A 24584-nucleotide genomic window follows, 5' to 3' on the forward strand; every position below is an offset into this window, starting at 1 on the left:
CTCACGCGGCCGTCCATCGGGGCGACCTCGGCGGCCACAGGTGACGACGAGAGGAACCCGAGTGGACACCCGTACGGCCCGGCTCGCCCCGGAGACCGACACCCCGGCGTGCGGCCCGCTGTCGTTCGCGCAGGAGCGGTTGTGGCTCATCGACGCCGCCGCCCCCGGCGCGGCCACCTACCTCGTACCCGTGCTGCTGCGCTGGCAGGGCCGGGTCGACCCGGACGTGCTGGGCGCGGCGCTGACCGCGGTGGTGGCCCGGCACGAACCGCTGCGGACCGGTTTCCGGTTGCGGGGCGACGAACCGGAGCAGTTCGTCACACCGGCGGCCACGGTGCCGGTCCGGGTGGTCCGCGCTCCCGGCGGGTCCTGGGCCTCGGTCGAGGACGAGGTACGCCACCTCTGCACCGCGCCGCTCGACCTGTCCACCGGCGACGTGCTGCGATGTGCCGCGTTCGTCGGCCTCAGCGGCGGGGACGCGGTGCTGCTGGTCCTGCACCACATCGCCTTCGACGGCTGGTCCATGGGCCGGCTCTGCGCCGACCTCGCGGTGGCCTACGCGGACTGCGCCGCCGGTCGGCCGCCCAACCTGCCCGCCGTCCCGACCCGCTTCGTCGACCTGGCGCGGCGCGACCGGGAGGCGGGGTGTCGACCGGACGCGCGCGCCGCGGTGGCGGCGCGGGCGGACGAACTGCTCGCCGTCGGGCCCGGTCTCACCCTGGCCGGGGCGTTGCCTCCTGCGCCGGGTCGCGCGGTGCGGCGAGACGGCGGCGAGGTGGTCACCCCCCTGCCCGCCGGGCTCTGGTCCGACCTCACCGGCCTGGCCGCGGCCCACCGGCTCACCCCCTTCGTGCTGTTCGGCGCCGCGTTCCAGGTGGTGCTGAGCCTGTGGTCCGGTCGCGACAGCTTCCGTTACGGGGTGATCGCCGCCAACCGGCCCGGTCCGGCGGCCAACGACGTGGTGGGCTTCTTCGTCAACACGGTGCCGCTGCGCGCCCGGGTGACCGGGGCCGGCACGTTCGCGACGTTGTGCGCCTCGGCCCGGGACGAGGCGTTCCGTTCCCTGCTCTACCAGCGCCTGCCGTACCACCGGCTCACCGCCGCGGCGCGCACCGAACTGGTCGAGGTCGCCTTCGCCCTGCAGAACTTCCCGGTGCCCGGTCCGGACGTACCGGTGCGCTGGGCGCTGCCCGAGGTGCTGCCCAACGGGACCGCCAAGTTCGACCTGATGCTCACCGTCGAGGAACGCGCCGACGGGTGGTACGCCCGCTGGGAGTACGACCTGGCCCGCTATCCCCGGACGGTGGTGGCGGGGTTGGCCGAGGCGTACCTCGGACTGCTGGGGACCGTGCGGGAGCGGTTCACCGTACCGCTGGCGGAGTTGGCCCGCTTCGGCCCGGACCGGACGGTGGTCGGCCCGGCCGCGACGCCACCGGTGCCCGTGACGGGCGCGGCGGCGCCCGTGCCACCCGACGCGGCGGTGCGCCGCGCCGCCGGGCACTTCGCCGCGGCGCTGACCGACCTTCTCGACGAGCCGCCGGACGGGTTCGCAGCGAGACTGACCCCGGCCACCGACTTCTTCGCCTGCGGCGGACATTCTCTGCTGGTCCTCACCATGCTGCGCCGGATCGAACGCGAGGACGCGGTCGTCCTGGCCGCCCGGGAGTTCCTGGCCGACCCGACGGTGGCCGGGCTGGCCCGGCTGCTGGCGGATCCACCGGCGACGACCGCGCCGCCGCCCGCGGACGGCGACGGCAGGCAGGTCACCAGCCCGGCACAGCAACGCTTCTGGTCCGTCGACCGGCTGCCCTGGCTGCGACCGGCGTACCTGGTCCCCACCGTGGTGGACGTCGCCGGCCAGGTCGACGTGCCGCGGCTGCGCGCCGCCGTGCGGACCGTGCTGTCCCGGCATCCGGCGCTACGGGCCCGGTTCCAGCTCGACCGCCGGCAGCGGCGGGTCCACTACCGGACGGACGGCCCGGCCGGTGACGTCACCCTGGTGGACGCCGCCGACTGGACCGACGAGCAGGTGTCCGAGGCCGTACGGGAGTTCAGCTGGGCCGGCTTCGACCTGGCGCGGGAGGCCCCCGCCCGGGCCCACCTGCTGGACCGTGGTCGGCGCGGCGTCACCCTGGTGGTCGTCGTGCACCACATCGTCTTCGACGGCTGGTCGCGGCAGCTGCTGATGCGGCAGATCGGTGCGGCGTACCGGGGTGAGCGGCTCGCCGAGCCGGTCGCGGCGGCCGCCCACACCGATCCCGACGACGTCGCGCGAGCCGACACACGGGCGGTGGTGCAGGCGCTCGCCGGCGCGCCGGTGGACGTCGTCCTGCCGCACGACCGAGGGCGCGGCGACACCCAGGACACCCTGGCGGGCCGGCTGGTGGGTGGCCTCGATCCGGCCCGCGCGGACCAGCTACGCAAGGTCGCCGCCGACACCGGCTGCACCATGTTCATGGTCTCCGCCGCGCTGCTGGCGGTGGCGTTGGCCCGGATCGGCGGCCAGCGGGACTTTCTGTACGCCTTTCCCTGGTCGCAGCGAACAGGGGAGCGCAGCGCCGACGCCGTGGGCCTGTTCATCGAAACGCTCGTGTTGCGCGCCGACGCCACCGGCGAGCCGACCTGGCAGGAGCTGCTGGCACGGGTACGGGACGCCGCCCACCTCAGCTTCCGGCACTCCACGGCGCCGTTCGACGCGGTCGCCGCCGCGCTGCACCCCGACCGCGACCTGGGTCGACCGCCGGTGACACCGGTCTACCTGAGCGCTGAGGACGGTGAACTGAACCCTCCCGACCTCGGGCCGGACGTCGTTGCCGCGCTCCGCCCCCTCGAACCGCTGCACCTCAAGTACGAACTTGAGCTCACCGTGGTCGACCGGCGGCAGGACCTGCGGTGGGAGCTCGTGTACTCCGCCGCCCTGTTCGACCCCGCCACCGCACGCAGGGTCCTGTACGCGATCACCACCGCGGCGGACGACCTCATCCGGCAGCCCACCGCTCGACCACTGGAGGGACATTGACCACCCTGACGGAGGACCAACTGCTCGACCGGGTCAGGGCCGCCTGGGCCGAGGTGCTCGATGTCGATGATCAGGACGGTCTCGACCCGGACCAGAACTTCCTCGAGGCCGGCGGCAGCTCGCTGCTGCTCATCATGCTCTGGGAGGACCTGCAACCGCTCACCGAGCGGTCGTTGCGGGTGTCCGACCTGTTCCAGCACGCCACGATCCGGGCCCAGGCCAGGCTGCTGGCCGGTGTCGAAGAGCAGTCGCGGCAGGCGGTGACCGGCGCCAGCCAGCGCCGGGCCCTGCTCGGCCGGGCTCGCACCACGGAGGTGCCTCGCCCGTCATGACCGAGATCTCCGACACCGACATCGCCGTCGTGGGGGTGGCCTGCCGCTTCCCCGACGCCTGGAACCCCGAGCAGTACTGGCGCAACATCGACACCGGCGTGGTGTCCATCCGTGAGTTGACCGACGAGCAGCTTCGCGCGGCCGGTCACACCGAGCAGGAGACCCGGCAGCCGGGCTTCGTGCGGGTCGGCGCGACCCTGCCGGGGGTGGCCGACTTCGCAGCCGACTTCTTCGGCTACACCCCCCGGGAGGTCGACGCGATCGACCCGCAGCAGCGCATCTTCCTGGAGTCCTGCTGGGAGGCGCTGGAGTCGGCGGGCCTGGCACCCGGTGCCGACCGCCTGGTGACCGGCGTCTTCGCCAGCAGCGCCGCCGGCAACTACTCCGCGGCCGTCTTCGCCGCCAAGGTCCGCGACCACGGCCTGGCCGCCGCGGTCGGGGACCTCGACCTCACCGTCGGCGGGCAGGCCGACTTCATGACCTCGCGGACGGCCTACAAGCTCGGTCTGCGTGGGCCGTCGGTCAGCGTCCAGACCGGCTGCTCCTCCTCGCTCTACGCGGTGCACTACGGGATGCTGAGCCTGCTGTCCGGCGAGTGCGACGTGGTGCTCGCCGGCGGCGCGACCGTCGTGGAGCCGCTGCTCGGTTACCAGCCGATCCCCGGGGCCTGGGTCTCCGAGGACGGCTACGTCCGGTCCTTCGACGCGAGCAGCAGCGGCACCACGTACAGCTCCGGGGTCGGGGTGGTGGCCCTGCGTCGGCTGGCCGACGCGCTCGCCGACGGCAACCCGGTGCTGGCCGTGCTGCGCGGGTCGGCGGTGGGCAACGACGGCGGCGCCCGCCTCGGTTACGCCGCCCCGAACCTCGACGGGGTGGCGGACGTGATCTCCGCGGCGCTGTCGGTCGCCGGGGTCTCCGCCGACCAGGTCCGGTACGTCGAAGCCCACGGCACCGGCACGCCGTTGGGGGACCACATCGAACTGCTGGCTCTGACCGAGGCGTTCCGGCGCAGCACCGACGAGGTCGGCTACTGCGGTCTCGGCTCGGTGATGTCCAACGTCGGGCACCTCGGCCCGGCCGCCGGCATCGCCGGGCTGATCAAGGCCGTGCACGTCGCCCGCACCGGCACGCTGCCGCCGCATCCGACCTTCGAACAGGCTCGCGATCCGGATGAGCTGGAGAAGAGCCCGTTCCGCGTCGGCACCGCCCGGCGCGAGTGCCCCGAGCCGGACCGGTTGGTGCTGGTCAACTCCATGGGTGTGGGCGGTACCAACGCCACGATGGTGCTGGCCGCGCCGCCTGCGCCGAGTCGGCCGGCCGCCCCGGCGGCGCCGGTGGTCCGGTTGACCGTCTCCGCCCGCAACCGGGTGGAGCTGGATCACCTGTGCCGAGCGTTGGCCGACCGGCTGGACGCCGATCCCGGGCAGGCGTCTGACGTCGCGTACACCCTCCGGGTGGGGCGGGCGGACTTCGAGGAGCGGCGGGTGGTGACCGCCCCGGCCGACCGGCTCGCGGCGGCGCTGCGGCTGCCCCGCCCGCCGGCCGTCCGTACCGTCCGGGCCGCTCACCGCACCGCGGTCCTGGTGGCGGGCGGGCAGGTGGCGCCCGGCAGGCTGGAGGCGGCGCGCGCGGCGCTGCCCGGGGCGGCCGTGGTCGACCGGCTCGACCTCGCCGGCGACCGGTACGCGGTGGTGCTGGAGGGGACCGGTGGGGACGTGAGCCCGGCCGACTCGCGGGGCGTCCTGGTGCGCGCCGGGGAGGACGGCTGGGACGAGGCCCTGAGCACGGCCTGGCTGCACGGCGTGCAGGTGGACTGGGAGTCGGTCGCCGGCGACCGGGGGCGGCGGCTGCGTCTGCCGACGTACCCGTTCCAGCGCAAGCGGTACTGGCCGCTGGACCACCTCGACGTCTTCCGCCGGCAACCCGCGCCCGTCGCGGTGGCGACGGCGACGGCGACGGCGACGGCGGGGGACTCGATCGAGGAGAGCGTCGCCGGCATCTGGCGGGAGCTGTTCGACCGGGGGGACGTCCGGCCGGACGACGAGTTCGGCGTGCTGGGCGGTACCTCGCTGCTGTCGGTGCAGATGGCGCTGCGGATCCAGCAGCAGTACGGCGTCCTGATCAACCTGCACCGGGCCGGCGGCAGCCGGGCCACGGTACGCCGTCTCGCCGAGATCGTCCGGGCCGGCGTGAGCACCGACCGCGAGGCCGCCGCCGACCGGGACGGCGCCCTGATCGACGCCGACCTGGCCTTGCCGATCGGGCCGATGGCCGAGCGGCGCGCGCCGGGCCGGGACGTGCTGCTCACCGGAGCGGCGGGCTACCTGGGCGCCTTCCTGTTGCACGAGTTGCAGCGGGCCGGGCGGAGCCGCGTGCACTGCGTGGTGCGGGCGCCGGACGCACAGGCGGGCATGCGGCGGTTGCGGGAGGCCGCGGCCCGGCTGGCCCTGCCCGCCCCGGATCCGGACCTGGTCCGGGTGGTCCCGGCGGACCTGCGGGACTTCGCCGGCGCGGGTGCCGTCGAGCTGGGCGGCGAGCTCGCCGAGCAGGTCGGGCACGTGCTGCACTGCGCGGCCCGGGTGGTCTTCACCGAGCCGTACCGGACGCTGCGGGAGGACAACGTCCTGCCGATGACCGACCTGCTGAACTGGATGTGCCGGCACGGCATCCGCGACTTCAGCTACGTGTCGACCCTGGCCGCCACCGGGGCCGGCTCGGGCACCGCCGGGACCCGCTTGGAGACCCGCAAGCAGCCGTTGCACGCCGACCTCGGCGGCTACGGGGTCAGCAAGTGGGTCGGCGAGCGGCTGCTGGAGAAGGCCGAGGAGGTCGGCGTACGCGGCCGGGTGTTCCGGCCCGGCCTGATCATGGCGGCCCGGGACACCGGCGCCTGCAACCACAAGGATCTTGTCTGGCGGATGCTGGCCAGCGGCCTCGCCGTCGGCGCCCACCCCACCGACGAGCGGGCCGAGCCGGTCTCGCCGGTCGACGTGGTCGCCCGGGCGATCGTCTCGTTGGCGCTGTCGCCGTCCTCGGCCGGCCGGGTCTACCACCTGGCCGACGAGCGCTCCGTCAGCACCCGGGAGCTGTTCGACATGCTCGGCCGGGCCGGTCTGCCGACCGAGCCGATGCCGTTGCCGCAGTGGCAGCGGCGGGTCGCCGAGCGGGCGTTGGACACCGGCAGCGAGGTGATGTCGGCCGTGGCGCTCTACGAACTGGAGGGTCACGAGCTGGCCGAGGACGACGTGCAGGTCCGCGGCTGGCAGTCCTGGCTGCGCCGGCAGGGCGTCTCCGCCGCCGTCACCCCCGAGCAACTGCGCCGAGGCCTGGCCTTCCTGGCCGAACGCCACCCGGAGTTCGCCGCGCTCCTGCCCCAACTGGCCGGAACGCCCGGTGACGACGTCACCCCGATCGAGGAGCGGGTATGAAACAGCGACAGGTCGCCGTACTGGGGGCCGGAGTGATGGGCAGCGCGATCGCCGCGCTCGCCCTCGGTCACGGTCTGCCGGTCACCCTGGTCGACCTCGACCAGGCCGTGCTGGAGCGGGCCCGTGCCGAGGTCAACCGCCATCTGCGGCTGGCCCGGCTGATGGGGGCGCAGACCGGCACGGACCCGGGTGAGCTGCGCACCACCGTGGAGCTCGCCGACGTCGGCGGGGCCGATGTGGTCGTCGAGGCCGTCACCGAGCTCCCCGACGTCAAGGCGAAGGTGCTCGCCGAGGTCTCCACCCTGATCGGCCCCGAGGTGCTGGTGCTCACCAACACCTCCGCCATCCCGGTGGACGAGCTGGCCGGGGCGGTCGTCCACCCGGAACGCACCGTCGGCGCCCACTTCATGAACCCGCCGTACCTGATCAGAACCGTCGAGGTGATCCGCGGGCCGCGCAGCTCAGCCGCCGCGCTGGCCGTCACCCGGGACTTCCTGGCCGCCCTCGGCCGGGAGGCCGTGGTGGTCGGGGACGGGCCGGGTTTCGTGATCAACCGGGTGCTGCAACGGATGATCAACGAGGTTGCCCGTATCGCGGACGAGGGGCTGGCCACGCCGGAGGAGATCGACGCGCTGTTCACCGGCTGCCTCGGGCACCGCACCGGGCCGTTGGCCACCGCCGACCTCATCGGTCTGGACAACGTCGTCGACTCGCTGCGGGTCCTCCGGGACCGCACCGGTGACCAGGGATACGAACCGTCCGCGCTGCTGGTGGCCAAGGTCGCCAACGGCGACCTCGGCCGCAAGACCGGGCGGGGCTTCTACGAGCACAGGGGGACCAAGTGACGTCATCGATCACCGGCCGGCACGTCCTCGGCCCGGCATCCGTCCGCGAGCAGCTCACCGGGTTCCTGGAGCGGCAGACCAAACGCGAGGTCGCGCCGGATCTGGACATCTTCGCCGCCGGTCTGGTCTCGTCGCTGTTCGCGCTGGAGCTGGTGGTGCACATCGAGTCGACCTTCGACGTCACGGTCGGGGGTCCCGATCTCCGGCTCGACAACTTCCGGACGGTCGACCGGATGACCGAGCTGGTACTGCGGCTGCGTGACGATTCCGATGACTGAGCCGTGGGCCGAGGCGACGGCGCTGGTCGCCGAGGCCGTCGGTGACCGCGCGGAGACCTGGGACCGGACCGGCCTGCTGCCGACGGAGACCCTGCGGGAGCTGGGCGGCAAGGGGGTGCTCTGCGCGCAGGTCCCGCAGCGGTACGGCGGGCTCGGCCTGTCCAGCCTGGACAACGGCGAGCTGACCGCCCGCACCGGGGCCCGGTGCAGCTCGCTGCGCAGCGTCCTCACCTCCCAGGGCATGGCGGCGTGGACCGTCCTGCGGCTGGGGTCGGCCGACCAGCGGCGTACCCAGCTGGCAGCGCTGACCGGCGGCAGCCTGGCCGGCGTGGCATTCAGCGAGCCCGACGCGGGCAGCGACCTGTCCGCGATGAGCACCCGCATCAGCGAGGACGGCGACGGCCTTCGGGTCGACGGGCGGAAGGTGTGGATCACCGTCGGCAGCTACGCCGACCTGCTGGTGGTGTTCGGCCGGTTCGGCGACGAGGCGGCCGCGGTGCTGGTGCCGACGGATGCGCCGGGCGTACGCGTCGAGCGGGTGCCCGACCCGCTGGGCTGCCGCGCGGCCGGCCACGCCGACGTGCGCCTCGACGGCGTACGCCTGCCGAGGGAGGCGTTGCTCGGTGGGGCGGCCATGCCGCTCGGGTTGATCGCCGCCACGGCGCTGACCTACGGCCGGGTCTCGGTGGCCTGGGGATGCGTGGGAATCCTGCGGAGCTGCCTGTCCGAGGCGGCCCGGCACGCCGCCACCCGGACCCAGGGCGGCGTCCCCCTCTCGTCCCACCAGCTCGTCCGGCGTCACCTGGCGGAGTTGACGGTCGCCGAGCAGGCCGCGACCCGACTGTGCGAGCACGCCAGCAGGTGCTGGGACGCCCGCTCACCCGACCTGGTCACCGCCGCCGTGCTGGCCAAACATTTCGCCGCCACCCGAGCCGCGACCGGGGCCAGCGCGGCGGTGCAGGTCCTCGCGTCCGCCGGCAGCCGCGACGGGCACCCGGTGGCCCGCGCGTACCGGGACGCCAAGCTCATGGAACTCATCGAGGGGAGCAACGAGGTGTCCCAGCTGATGCTGGCCGACCACGCGCTGGCGGTCTGGTCATGACCGTGGGCATCGGCGCCGTCCGCTGCGTCCTGCCGGAGGATTCCACTCCCGTCGCCCAGCTGCCCGAGGTGGACTCGCTGCGGACGGAGGAACGCGAGTTCCTGGAGACCTGCGGGATCGACCGGGTCGGCGTGTTCCCGGACGCGCCCACCACCGACTTCGCCGTCCAGGCCTGTCAGGAGTTGGGCAAGGCGACGCCGCTGGACCCGGACGTGCTGATCATGGTGGGGTCGCGTGCGCCGGACGTTTTGCTCGGCTCCGACTCGGCACGGCTGCAGTCCGACGGCGGCTTCGCCCGCGCGTTCGCGTTCACCCTGGACGGCCTGGGTTGTACCGGCTCCAGCGCCGCCTGGGCGCTGGCCCGGGACCTCCTGGTCGCCGACCCGGCCCGGGAGAGTGTGCTGATCGCGCACGCCAGTCGCCCCACCGCGCTGGACCGGGTGCGCTACCCGGTGACGGTGATCGGCGACGGCGGGTACGCGATGACCATGGTCCGGGGCGGTCGACCGGCCCTGGTGGCGCACCGGCAGGAGAGCGACGGCGCGTTCCACGACCTGTTCGGGGTGGACTACAAGCAGTCCCCCTGGTACGAGTGGCGCGAGGAGTGCCGGTCTCCCGACCGGTACCGGTTCGAGTTGGCGCTGCACAGCCGGCAACGGCTCGGCCGGATGGTCGACGCCGTCCTCGCCGACGCCGGGATCGGCAAGGCCGACGTCGCGGCGACCCTGATGCAGAACGTCACGGCGAGCGCATACGGCTTCTACCAGTCCCTGCTCGGGCTGCCCATCCACCCGGTCTGTCGGCGCCAGCTCGTCGAGCACGGCCATCTCGGCGCCATGGACGTCGTGCTCAACCTGGATCGGCTTCTCGCCGGCGGCGACGTCGCCGCCGGCGACCACGTCCTGGTTCTCAACAACAGCCCCGTGGCCGCCTGGGCCGCCACGGTCTGGCACATCTGACGGAGGGAACGACAGTGAGCCGGACACCGACGACCGTGAAGTGTCTCGTCTGGGACCTGGACAACACCCTGTGGCGCGGCACGCTGCTGGAGGACGGCACGGTGACCGTGCCGGACGTGGTGCGGGAAACCATCGTCACCCTGGACGCCCGAGGGATCCTGCAGTCGGTCGCCAGCCGCAACGACCACGACCACGCGTGGGCCCGGCTGGAGGAGCTCGGCCTGGCCGAGTACTTCGTGGTCCCGCAGATCGGCTGGGGACGCAAGCCCGACTCGATCCAGGCGATCGCCGACGAGCTGCAGTTCGCCCTGGGCACGATCGCCTTCATCGACGACCAGCCGACCGAGCTGGCCGAGATCGCCCACCGGTTACCCGAGGTGCGGTGCTACCGGGCCGACCAGGCCGATGCGCTGACCGGCCTGGCCGAGTTCAGCCCCGCGGCCGTCACGGTTGACTCCCGCCGACGCCGGCAGATGTACCAGGCCAAGTTCCGCCGGGACACCGCCCGGCAGGGCTTCCAGGGCCCGGACGAGGACTTCCTGCGCAGCCTGGAGCTGGAGATGGTGATCGATCGGGCTCGGGACGAGGACATCTCCCGGCTGGAGGAACTCACGCTGCGGACCAGCCAGATGAACGCCACCGGGGTGCACTACTCCGACGCCACCCTGCGCGGTCTGCTCGACGACTCGGGGCACGAGGTATTGGTGGTGAGCATGACCGACCGGTTCGGCCCGCACGGCGCGGTCGGCGTGGTGCTGTTGGCCCGGCGTCCCGAGGTCTGGCATCTGAAGTTGCTCGCCACCTCCTGCCGGGTGGTGTCCTTCGGCGCCGGCGGGATAGTTCTGCGTTGGATCGGCGACCAGGCCGCCCGGGCCGGGGTCCACCTGGCGGCGGACTTCCGGCCGACGAGCCGCAACCGGATCATGGAGGTCGCCTACCGGTTCGCCGGCTACACCGACGAGGACTGCGCCTGCCTGACCGACCTGGACCTCCCGACGGAGGACCGGGCGCAGCTGCTGCACCTGCGCCCCGACCGGGCCTGCGGACCCACCTCGCTGCGGTTGCGCGCCCCGGCGCTGACCGACGCGGACACCCGGCTGCGGAACTGGTCGGAGGTGGTGCCGGCGTGACGGGCGCGACCCTCTACGAGCTGTTCGCGGCTTCCGCCGAGCGTGACCCGAGCGCGGTCGCGGTGGAGGTCGAGAGCGGCCCGCTCTCCTACGCGGACCTGCACCGCCTCGCCCTCGGGCTCGCCGAAACCATCGTCGCCCGGCACGGCGGCGTACCGGCGCGGGTGGCGCTGCTCGCCAAGCACACCGTCACCGCCTTCGCCGGGTACCTCGCCGCGCAGCGCCTCGGCGCGGCGGTCACCCCGCTGAATCCGGGCTATCCGGTGTTGCGCAACCGGCGGGTGTGCGAGCTCGCCCGTCCCGACGTGCTGATCGCCGACGAGTCCGGCGCCGCGCAGCTCGACGACGGCCTCGGGGACTCCGTCCCGACGGTGCTTCCGCTCGACGACGATCGGGTGCGCGCGCTCGCCGGCAGCGGCGCCAGCCTCGCCGCCCACCGCGGCGGCCCGGACGACGTGGCGTACGTGCTGTTCACCTCCGGGTCGACCGGGCGCCCCAAGGGCGTGCCGATTCCGCAGCGCGCCGCGGTGGCGTACGTCCGGCACAACGTCGACCGGTTCGCGGTCGGTCCGGGGGCGCGGGTGTCGCACACCTTCGACCTGACCTTCGACCCGTCGGTGTTCGACCTCTTCGTGACCTGGGCCGGCGGCGCGACCCTGGCGGTCCCCCGCGGCACGGAGCTGCTCAGCCCGGTGGACTACCTGCGGGACCGACGGATCACGCACTGGTTCTCCGTGCCGTCGGTGGTGTCGGTCGGCGACGAGCTGGGCACGCTGCCCGTCGGGCAGGTCACCGAGTTGCGGTACAGCATCTTCATCGGTGAGCCGCTCACCTACCGGCAGGCCGAGCGGTGGCAGGAGGTTGCCCCCGACGCGGTGGTGACGAACGTCTACGGTCCGACCGAGCTGACCGTGGCCTGCACCGAGTTCCGGCTGGACCTCGACCCGTTGCGGTGGCCCGCGACGTCCAACGACAGCGTGCCGATCGGACCGGTGTACGACTTCCTCGACCACGTGATCGTCGGTCCGGACGGCCGGGCCGCCGACGAGGGCGAGCTGTGCGTACGCGGGGTGCAGCGGTTCACCGGCTATCTGGACGCCGGTGACGACATAGGTCGATTCCTGACGTATGGTCCGGACGGCGCCGATCCATACCAGGGCGGCGGCCTCACCGATGAGCACTACTACCGGACCGGAGACCGGGTCCGGGTCGAGGACGGCAATCTCGTCCACCTCGGCCGGTTGGACAACCAGGTGAAGGTTCGGGGGTATCGCGTGGAACTCGGTGAGATCGAGGCAGCGCTGCGTCGGCACGACGGCGTGACCCAGGCCGTCGTCGTCGCGGTCAACCGAACAGGAGAGACGGAATTGATCGGCTTCTACACCGGCGACGAGGTGCCGCAGCTGCGGCGCTGGCTGCGCCGCCAGGTGCCGCTGCACATGGTGCCGCGGGTACTGAACCGGCTGCCCGCCATGCCGTTGAACGCCAACGGCAAGATCGACCGCGGGGTGCTGCGGGATTCGGTGGCGCAGTTGGCGACGGCGGGACCGGCGTGACGGCGGCAGCCCGGTTGCGTACGGCCACCGCGGACCTCGTGCCACCGGCCGGCGTGGTGCGCGTCGTGTCGGTCAGCAACCTCGCCAAGACCGCCGCGCACGGCATCATCATGTCGGTCAGCGTGCTGTACTTCACCACGTCGATCGGCATCTCGGCGAGCAGGGTCGGGTTGGCGCTGACCATCGGCGCGGCGGTCGGCATGCTGGTCGCGGTTCCGGCCGGTCACGCGGCCGACATCTTCGGGCCACGCAACGCCACGGTGCTGGCGATGCTCGCCCTCGGGCTGGTGACCTGCGGCTACGCCTTCGTCACCAGCTTCTGGTGGCTGACCGCCGTCGCCTGCCTGGTGCTGGCCGGGGAGTCCGCCACCGACGCCTCCCGCGGAGCGCTGGTCGCCGGGGTGGTGCCTCCCGAGGAACGGGTCCGCGCCTGGTCGTACTTCCGGGCCGTGGCCAACCTGGGGGTCACCCTCGGCGCGGTGATCGGCGGCGTCGGGCTCTACCTCGACTCGCAGCAGGGCTACCGGGTGCTGCTGCTGCTGGCGGGTCTGCTGTTCGCGGTCGCCGGGCTGGCCTACCTGCGGGTTCCCTCCGTGCCACCGACCCGCAACACCGAGGCGCGGCCCAGCCTCGTCGTGCTGCGGGACCGGCCGTACGCGGCATTCGTGGTGCTCAACGCCCTGCTGGTGATGAACGGGCCGTTGCTGACCGTGGCGCTGCCCATCTGGATCGCCCAACGCACCGACGCGCCCACCGCCGTCTATCCCGCCATCCTCGTGGTCAACACGCTCTGCGTGGTGCTGTTGCAGGTGCGGATCAGTCGAGGGTCGGAGCGGTTGGCCGGCGGGGCCCGGGCCTGGCAGCGGGCCGGCCTGGTGCTCGCCGCCTGCTGCGTGCTGTTCGCCGTCGCCGGCGGCCTGCCCGGATGGGCGGCGATCGCAGCCCTGCTCGCCGGCGCTTTCGTGCACGTGCTCGGCGAGATGCTGCACAGCTCCGGCGCCTGGTCGTTGGCGTACGGCCTCGCGCCCGAGGGCAGCCACGGCCAGTACCAGGGGTTGTTCGGTATGTCGACGCAGCTCGGCTCCACCATCACCCCGTTCGCCGCCACCGTGCTCATCATCGGCGTCGGCTGGCCCGGCTGGCTCGTCTTCGGGGCGGTGATGGGCGCGGCCGGCCTGCTCGCGCCCGCTGTGGTGCGCGCGGCGCGACACGACCCGGCCCGCAGCGGTGTGCCCGCGGTCGACGACCCGACGGCCGCGCCCGACGCCGAAACGGCCGACAGTCCGCTCTCGACCGACAGGAGTTGAACCGATGGACTTCAGCCTGTTCTACTTCGCCAACGACAGCCGGGCCGGGCAGAACGACCGGTACCGCGTGCTGCTCGACGGCGCCCGGTTCGCCGACGCCAACGACTTCGCCGCGGTCTGGACCCCCGAGCGTCACTTCCATCCGTTCGGTGGCCTGTACCCGAACCCGTCCGTCACCAGCGCGGCGGTGGCGGCGGTGACCAGCAGGGTGGCGATCCGGGCGGGAAGCGTGGTCGCGCCGCTGCACCACCCGCTGCGGATCGCCGAGGAGTGGGCGATGGTGGACAACCTCTCCAACGGGCGGGTCGGCGTGTCCTTCGCCTCGGGCTGGCACGCGGCCGACTTCGTGCTCCGGCCGGAGACGTACGCCGACCGCCGCGCTCTCCTGGCGGAGTACGCCGAACAGGTCCGGGCGCTCTGGCGGGGCGAGTCGATCAGCGCCGTAGACGGGGTGGGGGAGAGCCGGCAGGTGCGGGTCTTCCCGCCGCCGGTGCAGGCGGAACTGCCGATCTGGCTGACCAGCGGCGGCGCGGTCGACACCTTCCGCACCGCCGGTCAGCTCGGCGCCGGCCTGCTCACCCACCTGCTCGGCCAGGACCTCGACGACCTGGCCGGGAAGATCGCCGTGTACCGCGAGGCGGTGGCGGACCGGCCGGGCGACTGGCCCGGCCATGTCGCGCTGATGGTGCACACCCACCTGGGCGACGACGAGGAGCAGACGCGGGAGTTGGTACGCCCCGCGCTGAGCGACTACATCCGCAGCTCGTTGCACCTGGTCCTCGGCTCTCGGATGGACGGCAGGCGCGGCATCGACCCGGCCACGCTGCCCCCCGCCGAGCTGGACTTCCTGGTCGAGCGGTCGTTTCAGCGGTACTTCGACGAGGGTGGCCTGCTGGGCACCGTGGACAAGGCGTACGCCGTGGCGAGCCGGCTGCGCGGGATCGGGGTGGACGAGGTGGCCTGCCTGATCGACTTCGGGCTGCCGGACAAGATGGTGCTGGCCGGCCTGGACCAGCTCAACGAGCTGCGGCTGCGGTTCACCGCCGACGCCGGCTGACCGGCGTGACCTCCCGGGGGCGGCCGAAGGCCGAGCTGGCCCTCGCCGAGGCTGAGCGCCGGACGCTGGAGGACTGGGCCGGCCGGGCGGTCGGCGAGCGCCTCGCCCTGCGTGCGCGGATCGTGCTGGCCAGCGCCGAGGGCCTGTCCAACCAGGATGTCGCCACGAAGTTCGGGGTGGGCTTGCATACCGTGGGCAAGTGGCGGGCCCGCTTCGTCGCCGGCCGGCTCGCCGGTCTGTTCGACGGGCCGCGGCCGGGGGCCGGCCGACGGATCACCGACGCCCAGATCGACGCGGTGCTGATCCGGACGCTGCAGACGGCACCGCCGGCGGGCGCCGAGCTGTGGTCCACCCGGGCCATGGCGGCGGTGGCGGGACTCAACCAGACGGCCGTCTCCCGGCTCTGGCGGGCTGCGGGGTTGCGGCCCCACCAGGTGGCCACCTGGCGCCTCTTCCAGGATCCACGGTTCGCGCAGCTGGTCCGGGCGGTCGCCGGGCTGCGGATCACCTCCGCTGACCGGATTCTGGCGCTGGCGGCGGAGCGGGGTCGGCCGTCGCCGACCCCCGGTCGCCGTACGTCCGCCGTCCGGGCCGCGGACGACCCCGGGCGCCGGCATCTGCTCGACCCGGTTCGGGCGCTACCGCTGGCGCCGGCAGGGCTGACCGACAACTCTGGCCAGGGGACGGTCTGCGACTTCCTCGACGCGCTCAACGCGCGGGTACCGCCGGAATGGGACGTGCACGTCGCCTGCGCCGGGCCGGCCGCCCGCGAACAGCGGGTCGTTCGGGCCTGGTTGAGCGCTCATCGTCGCTTCCACCTGCACCCGGTGCCGGTGCCGCAGACGTGGCAGCGGCTGCTGGAACGGTGGGCCGGGCGGCTCGGACGGTCGCCGGACCTCGTCGGCCTGGCGGCCGCGCTGGGCGCGTGGTCCGGTGAGCCGCTGGTCTGGTTTCCGCCGTCCCTTACGGCCGGCCGGCCGGCCGCCGGCGGTGATCGGGTGGGGACCCGGTTCAGCAGCGGCGCAGCGCGCTGATCCCCCAGGAGAAGCCCATTCCGCTGCTCGCCACCAGCACCACGTCACCGGGCGAGAGCCGTCCCTCGTCCCGGAGTTGGCCGAGCGCGATGAACGGGTCCGAGCCGCCCATGTGCCCGTAGCGGTGATAGTTGAACACCGAGCGTTGGGCGGGGATGCCCAACGCCGCCAGCACCCGTTCGTGCATGTTCCGGTCGCCCTGGTTGATGAGGAACCAGCGCACGTCGGCGGGGGCGAGTTCCAGCGTGGAGAGCGTGTCGTTGGCCAGCTCCACGAAGTTGCGCAGGTACGCGTCACCGAGCCCCCGGCGGTGACCGCGGCGACGCATGACGATCCGGTCGTCCTCGATGTCACCGGAGTAGTAGTCGGCCCACTCCGGGTCGGTGCGCATCTGTGCGTGGAGCACCTCGAACGGGCCGTCGGGACCGAGCAGGACGGCGGCGGGAGCGTCGCCGAAGTTGAACAACACCTTGGACTCGGGATCGTGGTAGTCGACCAGCTGGCTCAGCCGGTCCCCGATGACGACCAGGGCGTACCTGGCTCGACCAAGGATGATCTTGTCGGCCGCGAGCTGCACCGCCGTCATCGCGGCGTTGCAGAAGTTCGACACCTCGAAGCAGTGTGCCCGTTCGATGCCGAGTTCTCCGGCGATCTTCGCCGCCGGTGACCAGAACGGCCGGTCCCACTCGCCGGAACCGGCGCAGAGCACCAGGTCGATGTCGGACGGGGACACGCCGCTGCGCTTGAGCACCGCGCCGGCGGCCTCGGCGGCGAGCTCCCAGGCGCTCTCGTACTCGTCGAGCACGGGGAACCGCTCGGCGTGGGTGATCTCCAGGATCTCGGGCAGGGCCAGCCCGGAGGCCCGGTGCATGTCCTGCACGTCGGCACGCCCGGAAGGCAGCCGGACCTCGAAGTCGACGATTGCCGCCACAGCACACTCCCTGCGTTCATCCCGCCTGACGGGTGGGCCCTTCGGCGAGGCTCCGGATGATGGCGCTCAGGTCCTCGTCGCCCAGGCCGGCGTCACGCCCTTCGGCCAGCGCTCGCCGGGCCGCGGCGATCACACCGTCGGGCCGGGCGCCGGCCTCCACGGCCAGGCGCAGGTCCTTCTCGGCGAGCCCCAGCGCGAAGAGCGTCGGCTGCCGGGCGGCGCCCACCCGGGGGCGCATCACCCCGATCAACGGGGCCAGCGTGGTCCGGCCGAGCGCGTCGAAGGCGGCCTCCCGGGCGATGCCCAGTCGGCCGGCCAGCCCCAGCGCCTCGCCGAGGAGCACCGCCGAGTTGATGGTGGCGACGTTGACCACCAGCTTGACGGCGGCCCCGTCGCCCAGCGCGCCGACGTGCTCCACCGTGCCCAGCACGGACAGCGCCGGCGCGCAGCGGGCCACGTCCTCTGCCGACCCACCGACGAAGATGTGCAACGCGCCGTTCTCGGCCTGCGGAACGCTGCCCAGCACCGGGGCGTCGATCAGGGACACCTCCGCCGGCAGCCGCTTACGCAGCTCGGCCACCACCTCCGGCCCGACGGTGGACATCTCGACCAGGGTGGCGCCCGGCTCGAGGATGAGCCCGTCGACGACGCCGATGACCGCGTCCGGGTCGCTCAGCATCGTGATGACGAGCTGTCGACCGGCGACCGCCTCCTGCGCGCCTGCGGCACCGTGCGCGCCGGCGGCGACGGCTTCCCGGGCCCGCTCCGGGGTGCGGTTCCAGACCGCGACGTCGTGACCCGCCCGGGCCAGGCGGATCGCCATGGGCAGGCCCATCCGGCCGAGCCCGAGGAATGCGATTCGCAGCTGCATTGCGGAAGGATAACCCATCGACACGACAACGACGTGACCGCTCTTTTCGTGCAACTACTTGTGACTCAACCACCCCGCGCGGGAAATGGCGGCCATCGCTGAAGGTGGTAACGTCTCCGGTGCCCGTCGGCGTGCCACGGGCGCTTCCCCCAGTTCGCGGCGTGAGGTGGCAGGAAATGCAGATGAGACTGGTGAACCCGGCCGGCGCACCCACCCCGGCGGGGCCCTACTCCCAGGTCGCCGAGGTGCGCCTCGGTGACACCACGCTGCTGGTGCTCTCCGGCCAGGTCGCTCTCGACGACGACAACCGGGAGATCGTCGGGGTGGGTGACATGGCGGCCCAGGCCGAGCGCACCCTGGAGGTCATCGGCCAGCTGCTCGCCGCGCACGGCGCAGGCTTCGCCGACGTGATCAATATCCGGACCTACCTCACCGACATGGCCCACCGCGCCGAGTACGCGGCCGTGCGCGGGAAGTACTTCACCGGTGACCTTCCGACCAGCACCACGGTCGAGGTGTCCAAGCTGTTCCGGGACGACGCGCTGATCGAGATCGAGGTCACCGCCGTCGTCGCCGCCGACTGAGCGGCGGCGGCCCGAATGCGCGTGGACCGCACCGCGACCCCGGAGTTCCAGCGGGCCGTCGCCGAGCTCAGAGTGCCGGAGATGGGCACCGACGTGGTCGCCCCGCTGCTGGTCAACCTGATTCACCTGCTGCGGCCGGCCCGGGTGCTCGAGGTGGGCATGGGATACACCACCCCGTTCCTGGTCGCGGCGTTGACCGACGTGCGGGAGCAGGTCGACGCCGAGGCCGGTGCGCTCGCCGCGAAGACCGAGCGGCACCTCGCCGGTGGCCTGCGCGACGAGTGGCTCAACGAGGAACCGGCACTCGCCGCGCCGGCCTTTCACCTGGATCCCTACCGGCCTCGCCTGGTCGCCGTCGACGACCTGTCCAACCCGTTCTCCTCGGCCGGTCGGGTGCTCAAGGTGCTTCGGGAGTTGTCGGTCGACGAATTGGTCACGGTGGTGAACTCCGACGTACGGGAGTGCGCGGCGAAACTGCCGGCCGGATACGACGTCATCGACTTCGCCTGGGTCGACGCCTGGGAGTGCCTCTACTTCTTCGAGAACTTCTGGGAACGTATCAACCCCGACGGCGGGGTGCTGTTGATGCACTATCTGATGACCTATCCCGAAGGCGAGGCCATCCTGCGCTACCTGCGCGGCTTCCAGCAGGCGAATCCCGGTGAACTGGAGATGGTCAATCTGCTGGAGTCGCACAAACTGACCCAGAACAGCGTCACGTTGCTCCGGCGGACGAGCGGCGCGCGTCGCCGCGACTACGGGGCTACCGGCGGCACCGTCAAGTACTCCGCGGCGCTGCGGGAGGCCGCCGAGGCGCAGGCCCGGCGCGGCTGACCGCTGCCGGGGAGTGCCGGACGCCACCTACTGCCGGTCGTCATGACCCGGGAGTGATCGCGCGGCGTGCGTGACACGACCGTGGGCGACTGTCCGGTCGAGATCAGGTTGCGTCGGAGCGCCGGCGCCGGTGACGACACGCCCGCGCCGGGGTCTTAACTTGATTTGCTCCAAAAGAGCGGACTATGGTCGGGGCATGACGGCCGACCTCGAGGCGCAGCTGCGGGCGGTCTCGTTGCGGGTGACCCGGCCCCGGTTGGCCGTGCTCGCCGCGCTGCGCGACCACCCGCACGTCGACACCGACACGGTGATCGCGCTGGTCCGGGCGGACCTGCCCACCGTGTCCCACCAGGCGGTCTACGACGTGCTCCGGGTGCTCACCGAGGCGGGTCTGGTGCGGCGCATCCAGCCCGCCCGGGCGACCGCCCGCTACGAGTCCCGGGTGGGGGACAACCACCACCACGTCGTGTGCCGCTCCTGCGGCGCGATCGCCGACGTCGAGTGCGCCGTCGGCCACGCCCCCTGTCTCACCGCCTCCGACGACCACGGGTTCGTGGTCGACGAGGCGGAGGTCGTCTACTGGGGCACCTGCCCCGACTGCGCGACCGACGGCACCTCCCAGCGATCCGCCAGTTCGGAAGGAACCAGATGAGCGACATCCAGGACAACGGCCCCGCCAGCGCCCAGGGCGTGGATCGGACGGAGGCGTCCGGCTGCCCGGTCGCGCACGACTCCGTGACCGCGCAGGGCAGCGAGAGCGAGAACCCGGCGATCGACTCGCCGACCCCGAAGACCGGCGGCCGTCCGCGCACCAACCGGGACTGGTGGCCCAACCAGCTCGACCTGTCGGTGCTGCACGCCCACTCGCACAAGGGCAACCCGCTCGGGCCGGACTTCAGCTACGCCCGGGAGTTCGCCAAGCTCGACGTCGAGGCGATCAAGCGGGACATCACCCAGGTCCTCACCACCTCGCAGGACTGGTGGCCGGCCGACTTCGGCCACTACGGCGGCCTGATGATCCGGATGAGCTGGCACGCCGCCGGGACGTACCGGATCGAGGACGGCCGGGGTGGCGCCGGCGACGGCGGGCAGCGGTTCGCCCCGCTGAACAGCTGGCCGGACAACGCCAACCTGGACAAGGCCCGCCGGCTGCTCTGGCCGGTCAAGCAGAAGTACGGCCAGCAGATCTCCTGGGCCGACCTGCTGGTGCTCGCCGGCAACGTGGCGCTGGAGTCGATGGGCTTCAAGACCTTCGGCTTCGGCTTCGGCCGGGAGGACGTCTGGGAGCCGGAGGAGATCTTCTGGGGCCCCGAGGACACCTGGCTCGGCGACGAGCGCTACGCCTCCGAGAAGGAGATGGCGGCCGGCGTTGGCGCCACCGAGATGGGGCTGATCTACGTCAACCCGGAGGGCCCGCGCGGCAACGCGGACCCGGCCGCCGCGGCGCACTTCATCCGCGAGACGTTCCGCCGGATGGCGATGAACGACGAGGAGACCGTCGCGCTGATCGCCGGCGGCCACACCTTCGGCAAGACCCACGGCGCCGGCCCCGCCGACGACCACGTGGGCCCGGCGCCCGAGGGCGCCCCGCTGGAGAACCAGGGCCTGGGCTGGCTGAGCACGTACGGCACCGGCAAGGGCGGTGACACCATCACCAGCGGCCTCGAGGTGACCTGGACCGACGTGCCGACGCAGTGGAGCAACCGGTACTTCGAGATCCTGTTCGGCCACGAGTGGGAGCTGACCACCAGCCCGGCCGGCGCGAAGCAGTGGGTCGCCAAGGACGCCGAGGAGATCATCCCGGACGCGCACGACCCGGCCAAGAAGCACCGCCCGACAATGCTCACCACCGACCTGTCGCTGCGGGTCGACCCGGCGTACGAGAAGATCTCCCGCCGCTTCCTGGAGCACCCCGACGAGTTCGCGCTGGCCTTCGCCAAGGCCTGGTACAAGCTGCTGCACCGCGACATGGGCCCGGTCAGCCGCTTCCTCGGCCCGTGGGTGCCCGAGGCCCAGCTGTGGCAGGACCCGGTGCCGGCCGTCGAGGGCGCGCTGGTCTCCGACGCCGACATCGCCGCCCTCAAGGCGAAGGTGCTGGACTCCGGCCTCACCACCGCGCAGCTGGTCTCCACCGCCTGGGCGTCGGCCGCCAGCTTCCGGCACACCGACAAGCGCGGCGGCGCCAACGGCGCGCGGATCCGGCTGGAGCCGCAGCGCAACTGGGAGGTCAACCAGCCCGAGCAGCTCGCCACGGTGCTGGAGACCCTGGAGGGCGTCCAGCGGGAGTTCAACGCCGCCGGCGACGCGCAGATCTCGCTGGCCGACCTGATCGTGCTGGCCGGCTCGGCCGCCGTCGAGAAGGCCGCCCGGGACGCCGGCGTCGAGGTCACCGTGCCGTTCCACCCGGGCCGTACCGACGCCACCCAGGAGCAGACGGACGTCGAGTCGTTCCGGGTGATGGAGCCGCGCGCCGACGGGTTCCGCAACTACCTGCGGGCGGGCGAGAAGACCCAGCCCGAGGTGCTGCTCGTCGACCGGGCGTACCTGCTGAACCTGACCGCGCCGGAGATGACCGTCCTGGTCGGCGGCCTGCGGGCGCTGGGCAACAACGTCGGTGGCGCGGCGCACGGCGTGCTCACCGACCGCCCGGGCGTGCTGACCAACGACTTCTTCGTCAACCTGCTCTCCCCGGGCACCCGGTGGAAGGCGTCGGAGTCCGACGAGCACGTGTACGAGATCCGCGACCTGGCCACCGACCAGGTGAAGTGGACCGCCACCGCGGTCGACCTGGTCTTCGGCTCCAACTCGCAGCTGCGGGCCCTCGCCGAGGTGTACGCCGGCGACGACGCGCGCGGCAAGTTCGTCACCGACTTCGTCGCGGCCTGGACCAAGGTCATGGAGCTGGACCGGTTCGACCTGTCCTGATCCCGCACCACCCGCGGAGCCCCGGCCGATCCGTTCCTGGACCGGCCGGGGCTCCGCCGTCTCCGCGGCCCGGCGCGCCGGCGAGCCGATCAGGAATCGAGAAGCACCCGGGCATCGGCCGGGCCTAGCCTTTTCGCAGGTGGCCGGCGCGATGCCGGGCCGCGAACGGCGAGAGGGAGCCCCAGGATGTCCGCGAAGAACTCCACCACCACCACCGGGCCCGACGGCTTCACCGCCGAGGAGCGGGCCGCGATGAAGGAGCGCGCCGCCGAGCTGCGCGCCGAGGGGAAAAAGGGCGCCAAGCGAGCCGACGGGCTGCAGGCGGTCCTCGACCGGATCGCGCAGATGGCCCCGGAGGACCGCGCGCTCGCCGAGCGGGTGCACGTGACGATCACCGCCGCCGCCCCGCAGCTGGCCGCGAAGACCTGGTACGGGATGCCGGCGTACGCCAACGCCGACGACAAGATCGTGGTCTTCTTCCAGGACTCCGGCAAGTTCAACTACCGGTACTCCACCCTGGGCTTCCAGGACGCGGCCAACCTCGACGACGGCGACCTGTGGCCGGTGGCGTACGCGCTGCGCGCCTGGAGCCCCGCGGTCGAGAAGCGGGTCACCGAGCTGGTGCGGGCCGCGGTCTCCTGACCCGCCGTACCCGGCCCCGCGGGGACCGCGACGGGGACAGCGGGCGGCCGGCGGGATGCCCTAGCCTGTTGCCGCTGTTCGGTCCGACGAAGCGGGGGCACACCAGTGGAAGACGAGCGACGACCGTGGACGGCCACTGTGGATGGTGACGTCCGGCCGCCCACCGCGCCGCCACCGCCGGCACCACCCGGCGCCGGGCAGGTCATCGACCCGGCCGAGAAGAAGCTCACGGAGGAGGTGTCGAACTGGTGGCTCGGGGCGCTGCCGGCCGCGCTCGCGGTGGTCGTCGGGTTCTTCATGGTGATCTGCACCGGTGGCGAGGCCGGCCCCGGGCAGTCCGGCCTGGGATTCCTGCTTCTGGTGCTCGGGATCGCGGTCGTCGTGGTCGCCCTCCTGACGGGCGTCCGCCCGAAGGGCCCACGCGGCGTGGTGGCCCGCCTCCTCGCGGGCGCCGGCACGCTGGTCATCTTCGCCTCGATCGTGGTCGCGCTCGCGGCGGTCGCCGGTCAACTGGTCCGCTGGACGGACCCGGCCGACTACGCCGGCCGCTACGGCACGAGGGTCACCGCCACCCTGCCGAAGCGGTGCGTGGGGACGGAGGTGCGCCGGCCCAGCGGGCTGAAGTACGAGGACGCCGACGTCACCTGCGAGCACTCGACCTGGCAGCTCGATGGGGTGTCGCAGCAGGGCACGCTGGTGATCAGCCCCGAGGACGAGTTGTCCGGCGGGACCATCCCGGAGAGCGTCGAGGCGTACGTGCTCGACGGCGAGGGCTACAGCGTCGCGCGCGTCGGCGAGGCCGAGAACGTCGGGCTCTGGGGTGGCGTACCGCTGTGGTGGCTGCCGGTCGGCGTGCTGGGTGCCGTGCTGGGCGTCGTCATGCTCATGGGCGGCTGGAGCCGACCGAAGCGGGATCCCGCGGCGGGCCCGACGGGCGCGGATCCGGCCGCCGGTGACCGTCCGCACGAGGCCGCTTCGGCCTGACCGGGGTGGGCCGCGGCGTTCCGGTCGGCACGCCGTCGCGGTGATCTTCCCCGTTGTCCCCCGGCCGGCGGTCAGAGCCGGCCGTCGGCCCGGGCGGTGCCGGCCGCCCGGCTCAGCCGGGGAGGCCGGCGGTCGCGCCGGACAGCCGCCGCAGCGCATCCTCGCGGCTGTCGAAGGCGGGGAAGACCCCGTCCAGCCGCATGGTGTGCATGCCCGTCCGGCACCACGGTCACGGTCTTCCCTCCCGCGCCGCGAGGAGCGGGCCGGTGGCCGCGGCCGGCTCGCCGGCCGGTGCGGGCGCCGTGCCGATCATCGGCAGCAGGTGGTCCACCCGGGCCGCCCGCAGGATGCGCCGGATCCGCGGGTTCGGATCGCGTACGGACAGCACGGCTCCGCGTCGGGCCAACCGGCGGTGCACGTCCAGGAGCAGGCCGATGCCGGCGGCGTCGACGTGCGGGCAGGCCGACAGGTCGACCACCAGGTGCACCGGTCGCAGGGACAGCAACCGGTCGAAGACGGCGGCGGCCTCCGGCAGGTACGCCAGGTCCAGCTCCTCGGTGACGCAGACCTCGACCACCGGCGGCCCAGCCGGTGCGTCCGGCTGCGGTGCGGTCATCCTCGATGCCTCCTTCGCGCCTGGGTGTGCTGCGGTGACCAGCCTGACCGAGGCGATCGGCGATGGCCGCGCGGTCGCGTGACAGTTGCATGACAAATCCCATGACCGGCCGACCGGGTTGGGCGTCGGCGCGCCGGGCGGGAAGAATTC

The 24584-nt window shown here is 73.0% G+C and carries 21 protein-coding genes; 18 read left to right on the top strand and 3 right to left on the bottom strand.

The genetic code is table 11. The features are described from left to right. Positions 1-61: 61 nt before the first annotated feature. From ACFY3U_RS21480 to ACFY3U_RS21535, 12 genes are read left to right on the top strand one after another with little or no spacing between them, the layout of a single operon-like run. Positions 62-3019 carry a condensation domain-containing protein gene (locus ACFY3U_RS21480; RefSeq protein ID WP_387204377.1) on the top strand — a complete coding sequence of 986 codons (2958 nt, stop codon included), beginning with the start codon at positions 62-64 and terminating at the stop codon, positions 3017-3019. Next, positions 3016-3351, top strand: coding sequence for an acyl carrier protein (locus tag ACFY3U_RS21485; RefSeq protein ID WP_387204380.1), 336 nt, complete (start codon positions 3016-3018; stop codon positions 3349-3351). Before ACFY3U_RS21480 ends, ACFY3U_RS21485 begins: the two co-directional genes overlap by 4 nt. Continuing rightward, entirely contained in the window at positions 3348-6779 is a 3432-nt protein-coding gene (locus ACFY3U_RS21490; protein ID WP_387204383.1) for a thioester reductase domain-containing protein, read from the top strand. Before ACFY3U_RS21485 ends, ACFY3U_RS21490 begins: the two co-directional genes overlap by 4 nt. Then, positions 6776-7624, top strand: coding sequence for a 3-hydroxyacyl-CoA dehydrogenase family protein (locus ACFY3U_RS21495; RefSeq protein ID WP_387204386.1), 849 nt, complete (start codon positions 6776-6778; stop codon positions 7622-7624). The genes ACFY3U_RS21490 and ACFY3U_RS21495 overlap by 4 nt, the downstream gene beginning before the upstream one ends. Next, a complete protein-coding gene (locus tag ACFY3U_RS21500) occupies positions 7621-7902 on the top strand; it encodes an acyl carrier protein (RefSeq protein WP_387204389.1) in 282 nt (93 codons plus the stop codon). Before ACFY3U_RS21495 ends, ACFY3U_RS21500 begins: the two co-directional genes overlap by 4 nt. After that, positions 7895-9004, top strand: a complete 1110-nt coding sequence (locus ACFY3U_RS21505; protein ID WP_387204392.1) for an acyl-CoA dehydrogenase family protein — start codon at positions 7895-7897, stop codon at positions 9002-9004. Before ACFY3U_RS21500 ends, ACFY3U_RS21505 begins: the two co-directional genes overlap by 8 nt. Further along, the gene (locus ACFY3U_RS21510; protein WP_387204395.1) at positions 9001-9963 is read left to right on the top strand and encodes a 3-oxoacyl-[acyl-carrier-protein] synthase III C-terminal domain-containing protein; all 963 of its coding nucleotides are present in this window, start codon (positions 9001-9003) and stop codon (positions 9961-9963) included. The genes ACFY3U_RS21505 and ACFY3U_RS21510 overlap by 4 nt, the downstream gene beginning before the upstream one ends. Positions 9964-9977: 14 nt before the next feature. Continuing rightward, positions 9978-11093, top strand: a complete 1116-nt coding sequence (locus ACFY3U_RS21515; protein ID WP_387204397.1) for an HAD-IIIC family phosphatase — start codon at positions 9978-9980, stop codon at positions 11091-11093. Continuing rightward, the gene (locus ACFY3U_RS21520) at positions 11090-12649 is read left to right on the top strand and encodes an AMP-binding protein (protein ID WP_387204400.1); all 1560 of its coding nucleotides are present in this window, start codon (positions 11090-11092) and stop codon (positions 12647-12649) included. The genes ACFY3U_RS21515 and ACFY3U_RS21520 overlap by 4 nt, the downstream gene beginning before the upstream one ends. Beyond that, the gene (locus ACFY3U_RS21525; protein ID WP_387204404.1) at positions 12646-13956 is read left to right on the top strand and encodes an MFS transporter; all 1311 of its coding nucleotides are present in this window, start codon (positions 12646-12648) and stop codon (positions 13954-13956) included. The genes ACFY3U_RS21520 and ACFY3U_RS21525 overlap by 4 nt, the downstream gene beginning before the upstream one ends. Positions 13957-13960: 4 nt before the next feature. Continuing rightward, positions 13961-15013 (top strand): MupA/Atu3671 family FMN-dependent luciferase-like monooxygenase, encoded by a 1053-nt coding sequence (locus ACFY3U_RS21530; protein WP_387204407.1) that lies wholly within the window; start codon positions 13961-13963, stop codon positions 15011-15013. A gap of 5 nt (positions 15014-15018) precedes the next feature. Continuing rightward, on the top strand, positions 15019-16047 hold the full coding sequence (locus tag ACFY3U_RS21535; RefSeq protein ID WP_387204410.1) for a helix-turn-helix domain-containing protein: 1029 nt from the start codon (positions 15019-15021) through the stop codon (positions 16045-16047). On the opposite strand, the gene ACFY3U_RS21540 is transcribed toward ACFY3U_RS21535, so the two are convergent. Both ACFY3U_RS21540 and ACFY3U_RS21545 read right to left on the bottom strand, forming a co-directional pair. Then, complete coding sequence (locus ACFY3U_RS21540; protein ID WP_387204413.1) at positions 16025-16978, bottom strand: 3-oxoacyl-ACP synthase III family protein; 954 nt, start codon at positions 16976-16978, stop codon at positions 16025-16027. The two genes, ACFY3U_RS21535 and ACFY3U_RS21540, sit on opposite strands and share 23 nt — an antisense overlap. 16 nt (positions 16979-16994) lie before the next feature. After that, entirely contained in the window at positions 16995-17849 is an 855-nt protein-coding gene (locus ACFY3U_RS21545) for an NAD(P)-dependent oxidoreductase (RefSeq protein ID WP_387204417.1), read from the bottom strand. A gap of 176 nt (positions 17850-18025) precedes the next feature. Between ACFY3U_RS21545 and ACFY3U_RS21550 the strand changes: the two genes are divergently transcribed. From ACFY3U_RS21550 to ACFY3U_RS21575, 6 genes are all read left to right on the top strand, one after another. Continuing rightward, entirely contained in the window at positions 18026-18433 is a 408-nt protein-coding gene (locus ACFY3U_RS21550; RefSeq protein ID WP_387204420.1) for a RidA family protein, read from the top strand. 15 nt (positions 18434-18448) lie between these two features. Continuing rightward, a complete protein-coding gene (locus tag ACFY3U_RS21555) occupies positions 18449-19267 on the top strand; it encodes a hypothetical protein (protein WP_387204423.1) in 819 nt (272 codons plus the stop codon). 196 nt (positions 19268-19463) lie between these two features. Continuing rightward, positions 19464-19919 (top strand): Fur family transcriptional regulator, encoded by a 456-nt coding sequence (locus tag ACFY3U_RS21560; RefSeq protein ID WP_387204426.1) that lies wholly within the window; start codon positions 19464-19466, stop codon positions 19917-19919. Beyond that, positions 19916-22192: a catalase/peroxidase HPI gene (gene katG, locus ACFY3U_RS21565; RefSeq protein ID WP_387204428.1), complete on the top strand. Its 2277-nt coding sequence runs from the start codon at positions 19916-19918 to the stop codon at positions 22190-22192. The genes ACFY3U_RS21560 and katG overlap by 4 nt, the downstream gene beginning before the upstream one ends. A 186-nt stretch (positions 22193-22378) precedes the next feature. Continuing rightward, on the top strand, positions 22379-22834 hold the full coding sequence (locus ACFY3U_RS21570; RefSeq protein ID WP_387204431.1) for an iron chaperone: 456 nt from the start codon (positions 22379-22381) through the stop codon (positions 22832-22834). A gap of 138 nt (positions 22835-22972) precedes the next feature. Then, complete coding sequence (locus tag ACFY3U_RS21575) at positions 22973-23818, top strand: hypothetical protein (protein ID WP_387204434.1); 846 nt, start codon at positions 22973-22975, stop codon at positions 23816-23818. Between the two features lie 229 nt (positions 23819-24047). Here the strand turns inward: ACFY3U_RS21575 and ACFY3U_RS21580 are convergent, their stop codons facing one another. Further along, complete coding sequence (locus ACFY3U_RS21580; protein ID WP_387204437.1) at positions 24048-24434, bottom strand: STAS domain-containing protein; 387 nt, start codon at positions 24432-24434, stop codon at positions 24048-24050. Between the last annotated feature and the right edge of the window lie 150 nt (positions 24435-24584).

Origin of the sequence: Micromonospora sp. NPDC000089, from assembly GCF_042899365.1 — a bacterium.
Classification (GTDB): Bacteria; Actinomycetota; Actinomycetes; order Mycobacteriales; family Micromonosporaceae; genus Micromonospora.

What these genes read in the sequence shown, in the direction of transcription:
- ACFY3U_RS21495 (WP_387204386.1), top strand. Translation starts at nt 6,776, where the DNA reads ATGAAACAGCGACAGGTCGCCGTACTGGGGGCCGGAGTGATGGGCAGC.
- ACFY3U_RS21580 (WP_387204437.1), bottom strand. Translation starts at nt 24,434, where the DNA reads ATGACCGCACCGCAGCCGGACGCACCGGCTGGGCCGCCGGTGGTCGAG.
- ACFY3U_RS21555 (WP_387204423.1), top strand. Translation starts at nt 18,449, where the DNA reads ATGCGCGTGGACCGCACCGCGACCCCGGAGTTCCAGCGGGCCGTCGCC.
- ACFY3U_RS21545 (WP_387204417.1), bottom strand. Translation starts at nt 17,849, where the DNA reads ATGCAGCTGCGAATCGCATTCCTCGGGCTCGGCCGGATGGGCCTGCCC.
- ACFY3U_RS21530 (WP_387204407.1), top strand. Translation starts at nt 13,961, where the DNA reads ATGGACTTCAGCCTGTTCTACTTCGCCAACGACAGCCGGGCCGGGCAG.
- ACFY3U_RS21550 (WP_387204420.1), top strand. Translation starts at nt 18,026, where the DNA reads ATGCAGATGAGACTGGTGAACCCGGCCGGCGCACCCACCCCGGCGGGG.
- ACFY3U_RS21570 (WP_387204431.1), top strand. Translation starts at nt 22,379, where the DNA reads ATGTCCGCGAAGAACTCCACCACCACCACCGGGCCCGACGGCTTCACC.
- katG (WP_387204428.1), top strand. Translation starts at nt 19,916, where the DNA reads ATGAGCGACATCCAGGACAACGGCCCCGCCAGCGCCCAGGGCGTGGAT.
- ACFY3U_RS21490 (WP_387204383.1), top strand. Translation starts at nt 3,348, where the DNA reads ATGACCGAGATCTCCGACACCGACATCGCCGTCGTGGGGGTGGCCTGC.
- ACFY3U_RS21505 (WP_387204392.1), top strand. Translation starts at nt 7,895, where the DNA reads ATGACTGAGCCGTGGGCCGAGGCGACGGCGCTGGTCGCCGAGGCCGTC.
- ACFY3U_RS21510 (WP_387204395.1), top strand. Translation starts at nt 9,001, where the DNA reads ATGACCGTGGGCATCGGCGCCGTCCGCTGCGTCCTGCCGGAGGATTCC.
- ACFY3U_RS21560 (WP_387204426.1), top strand. Translation starts at nt 19,464, where the DNA reads ATGACGGCCGACCTCGAGGCGCAGCTGCGGGCGGTCTCGTTGCGGGTG.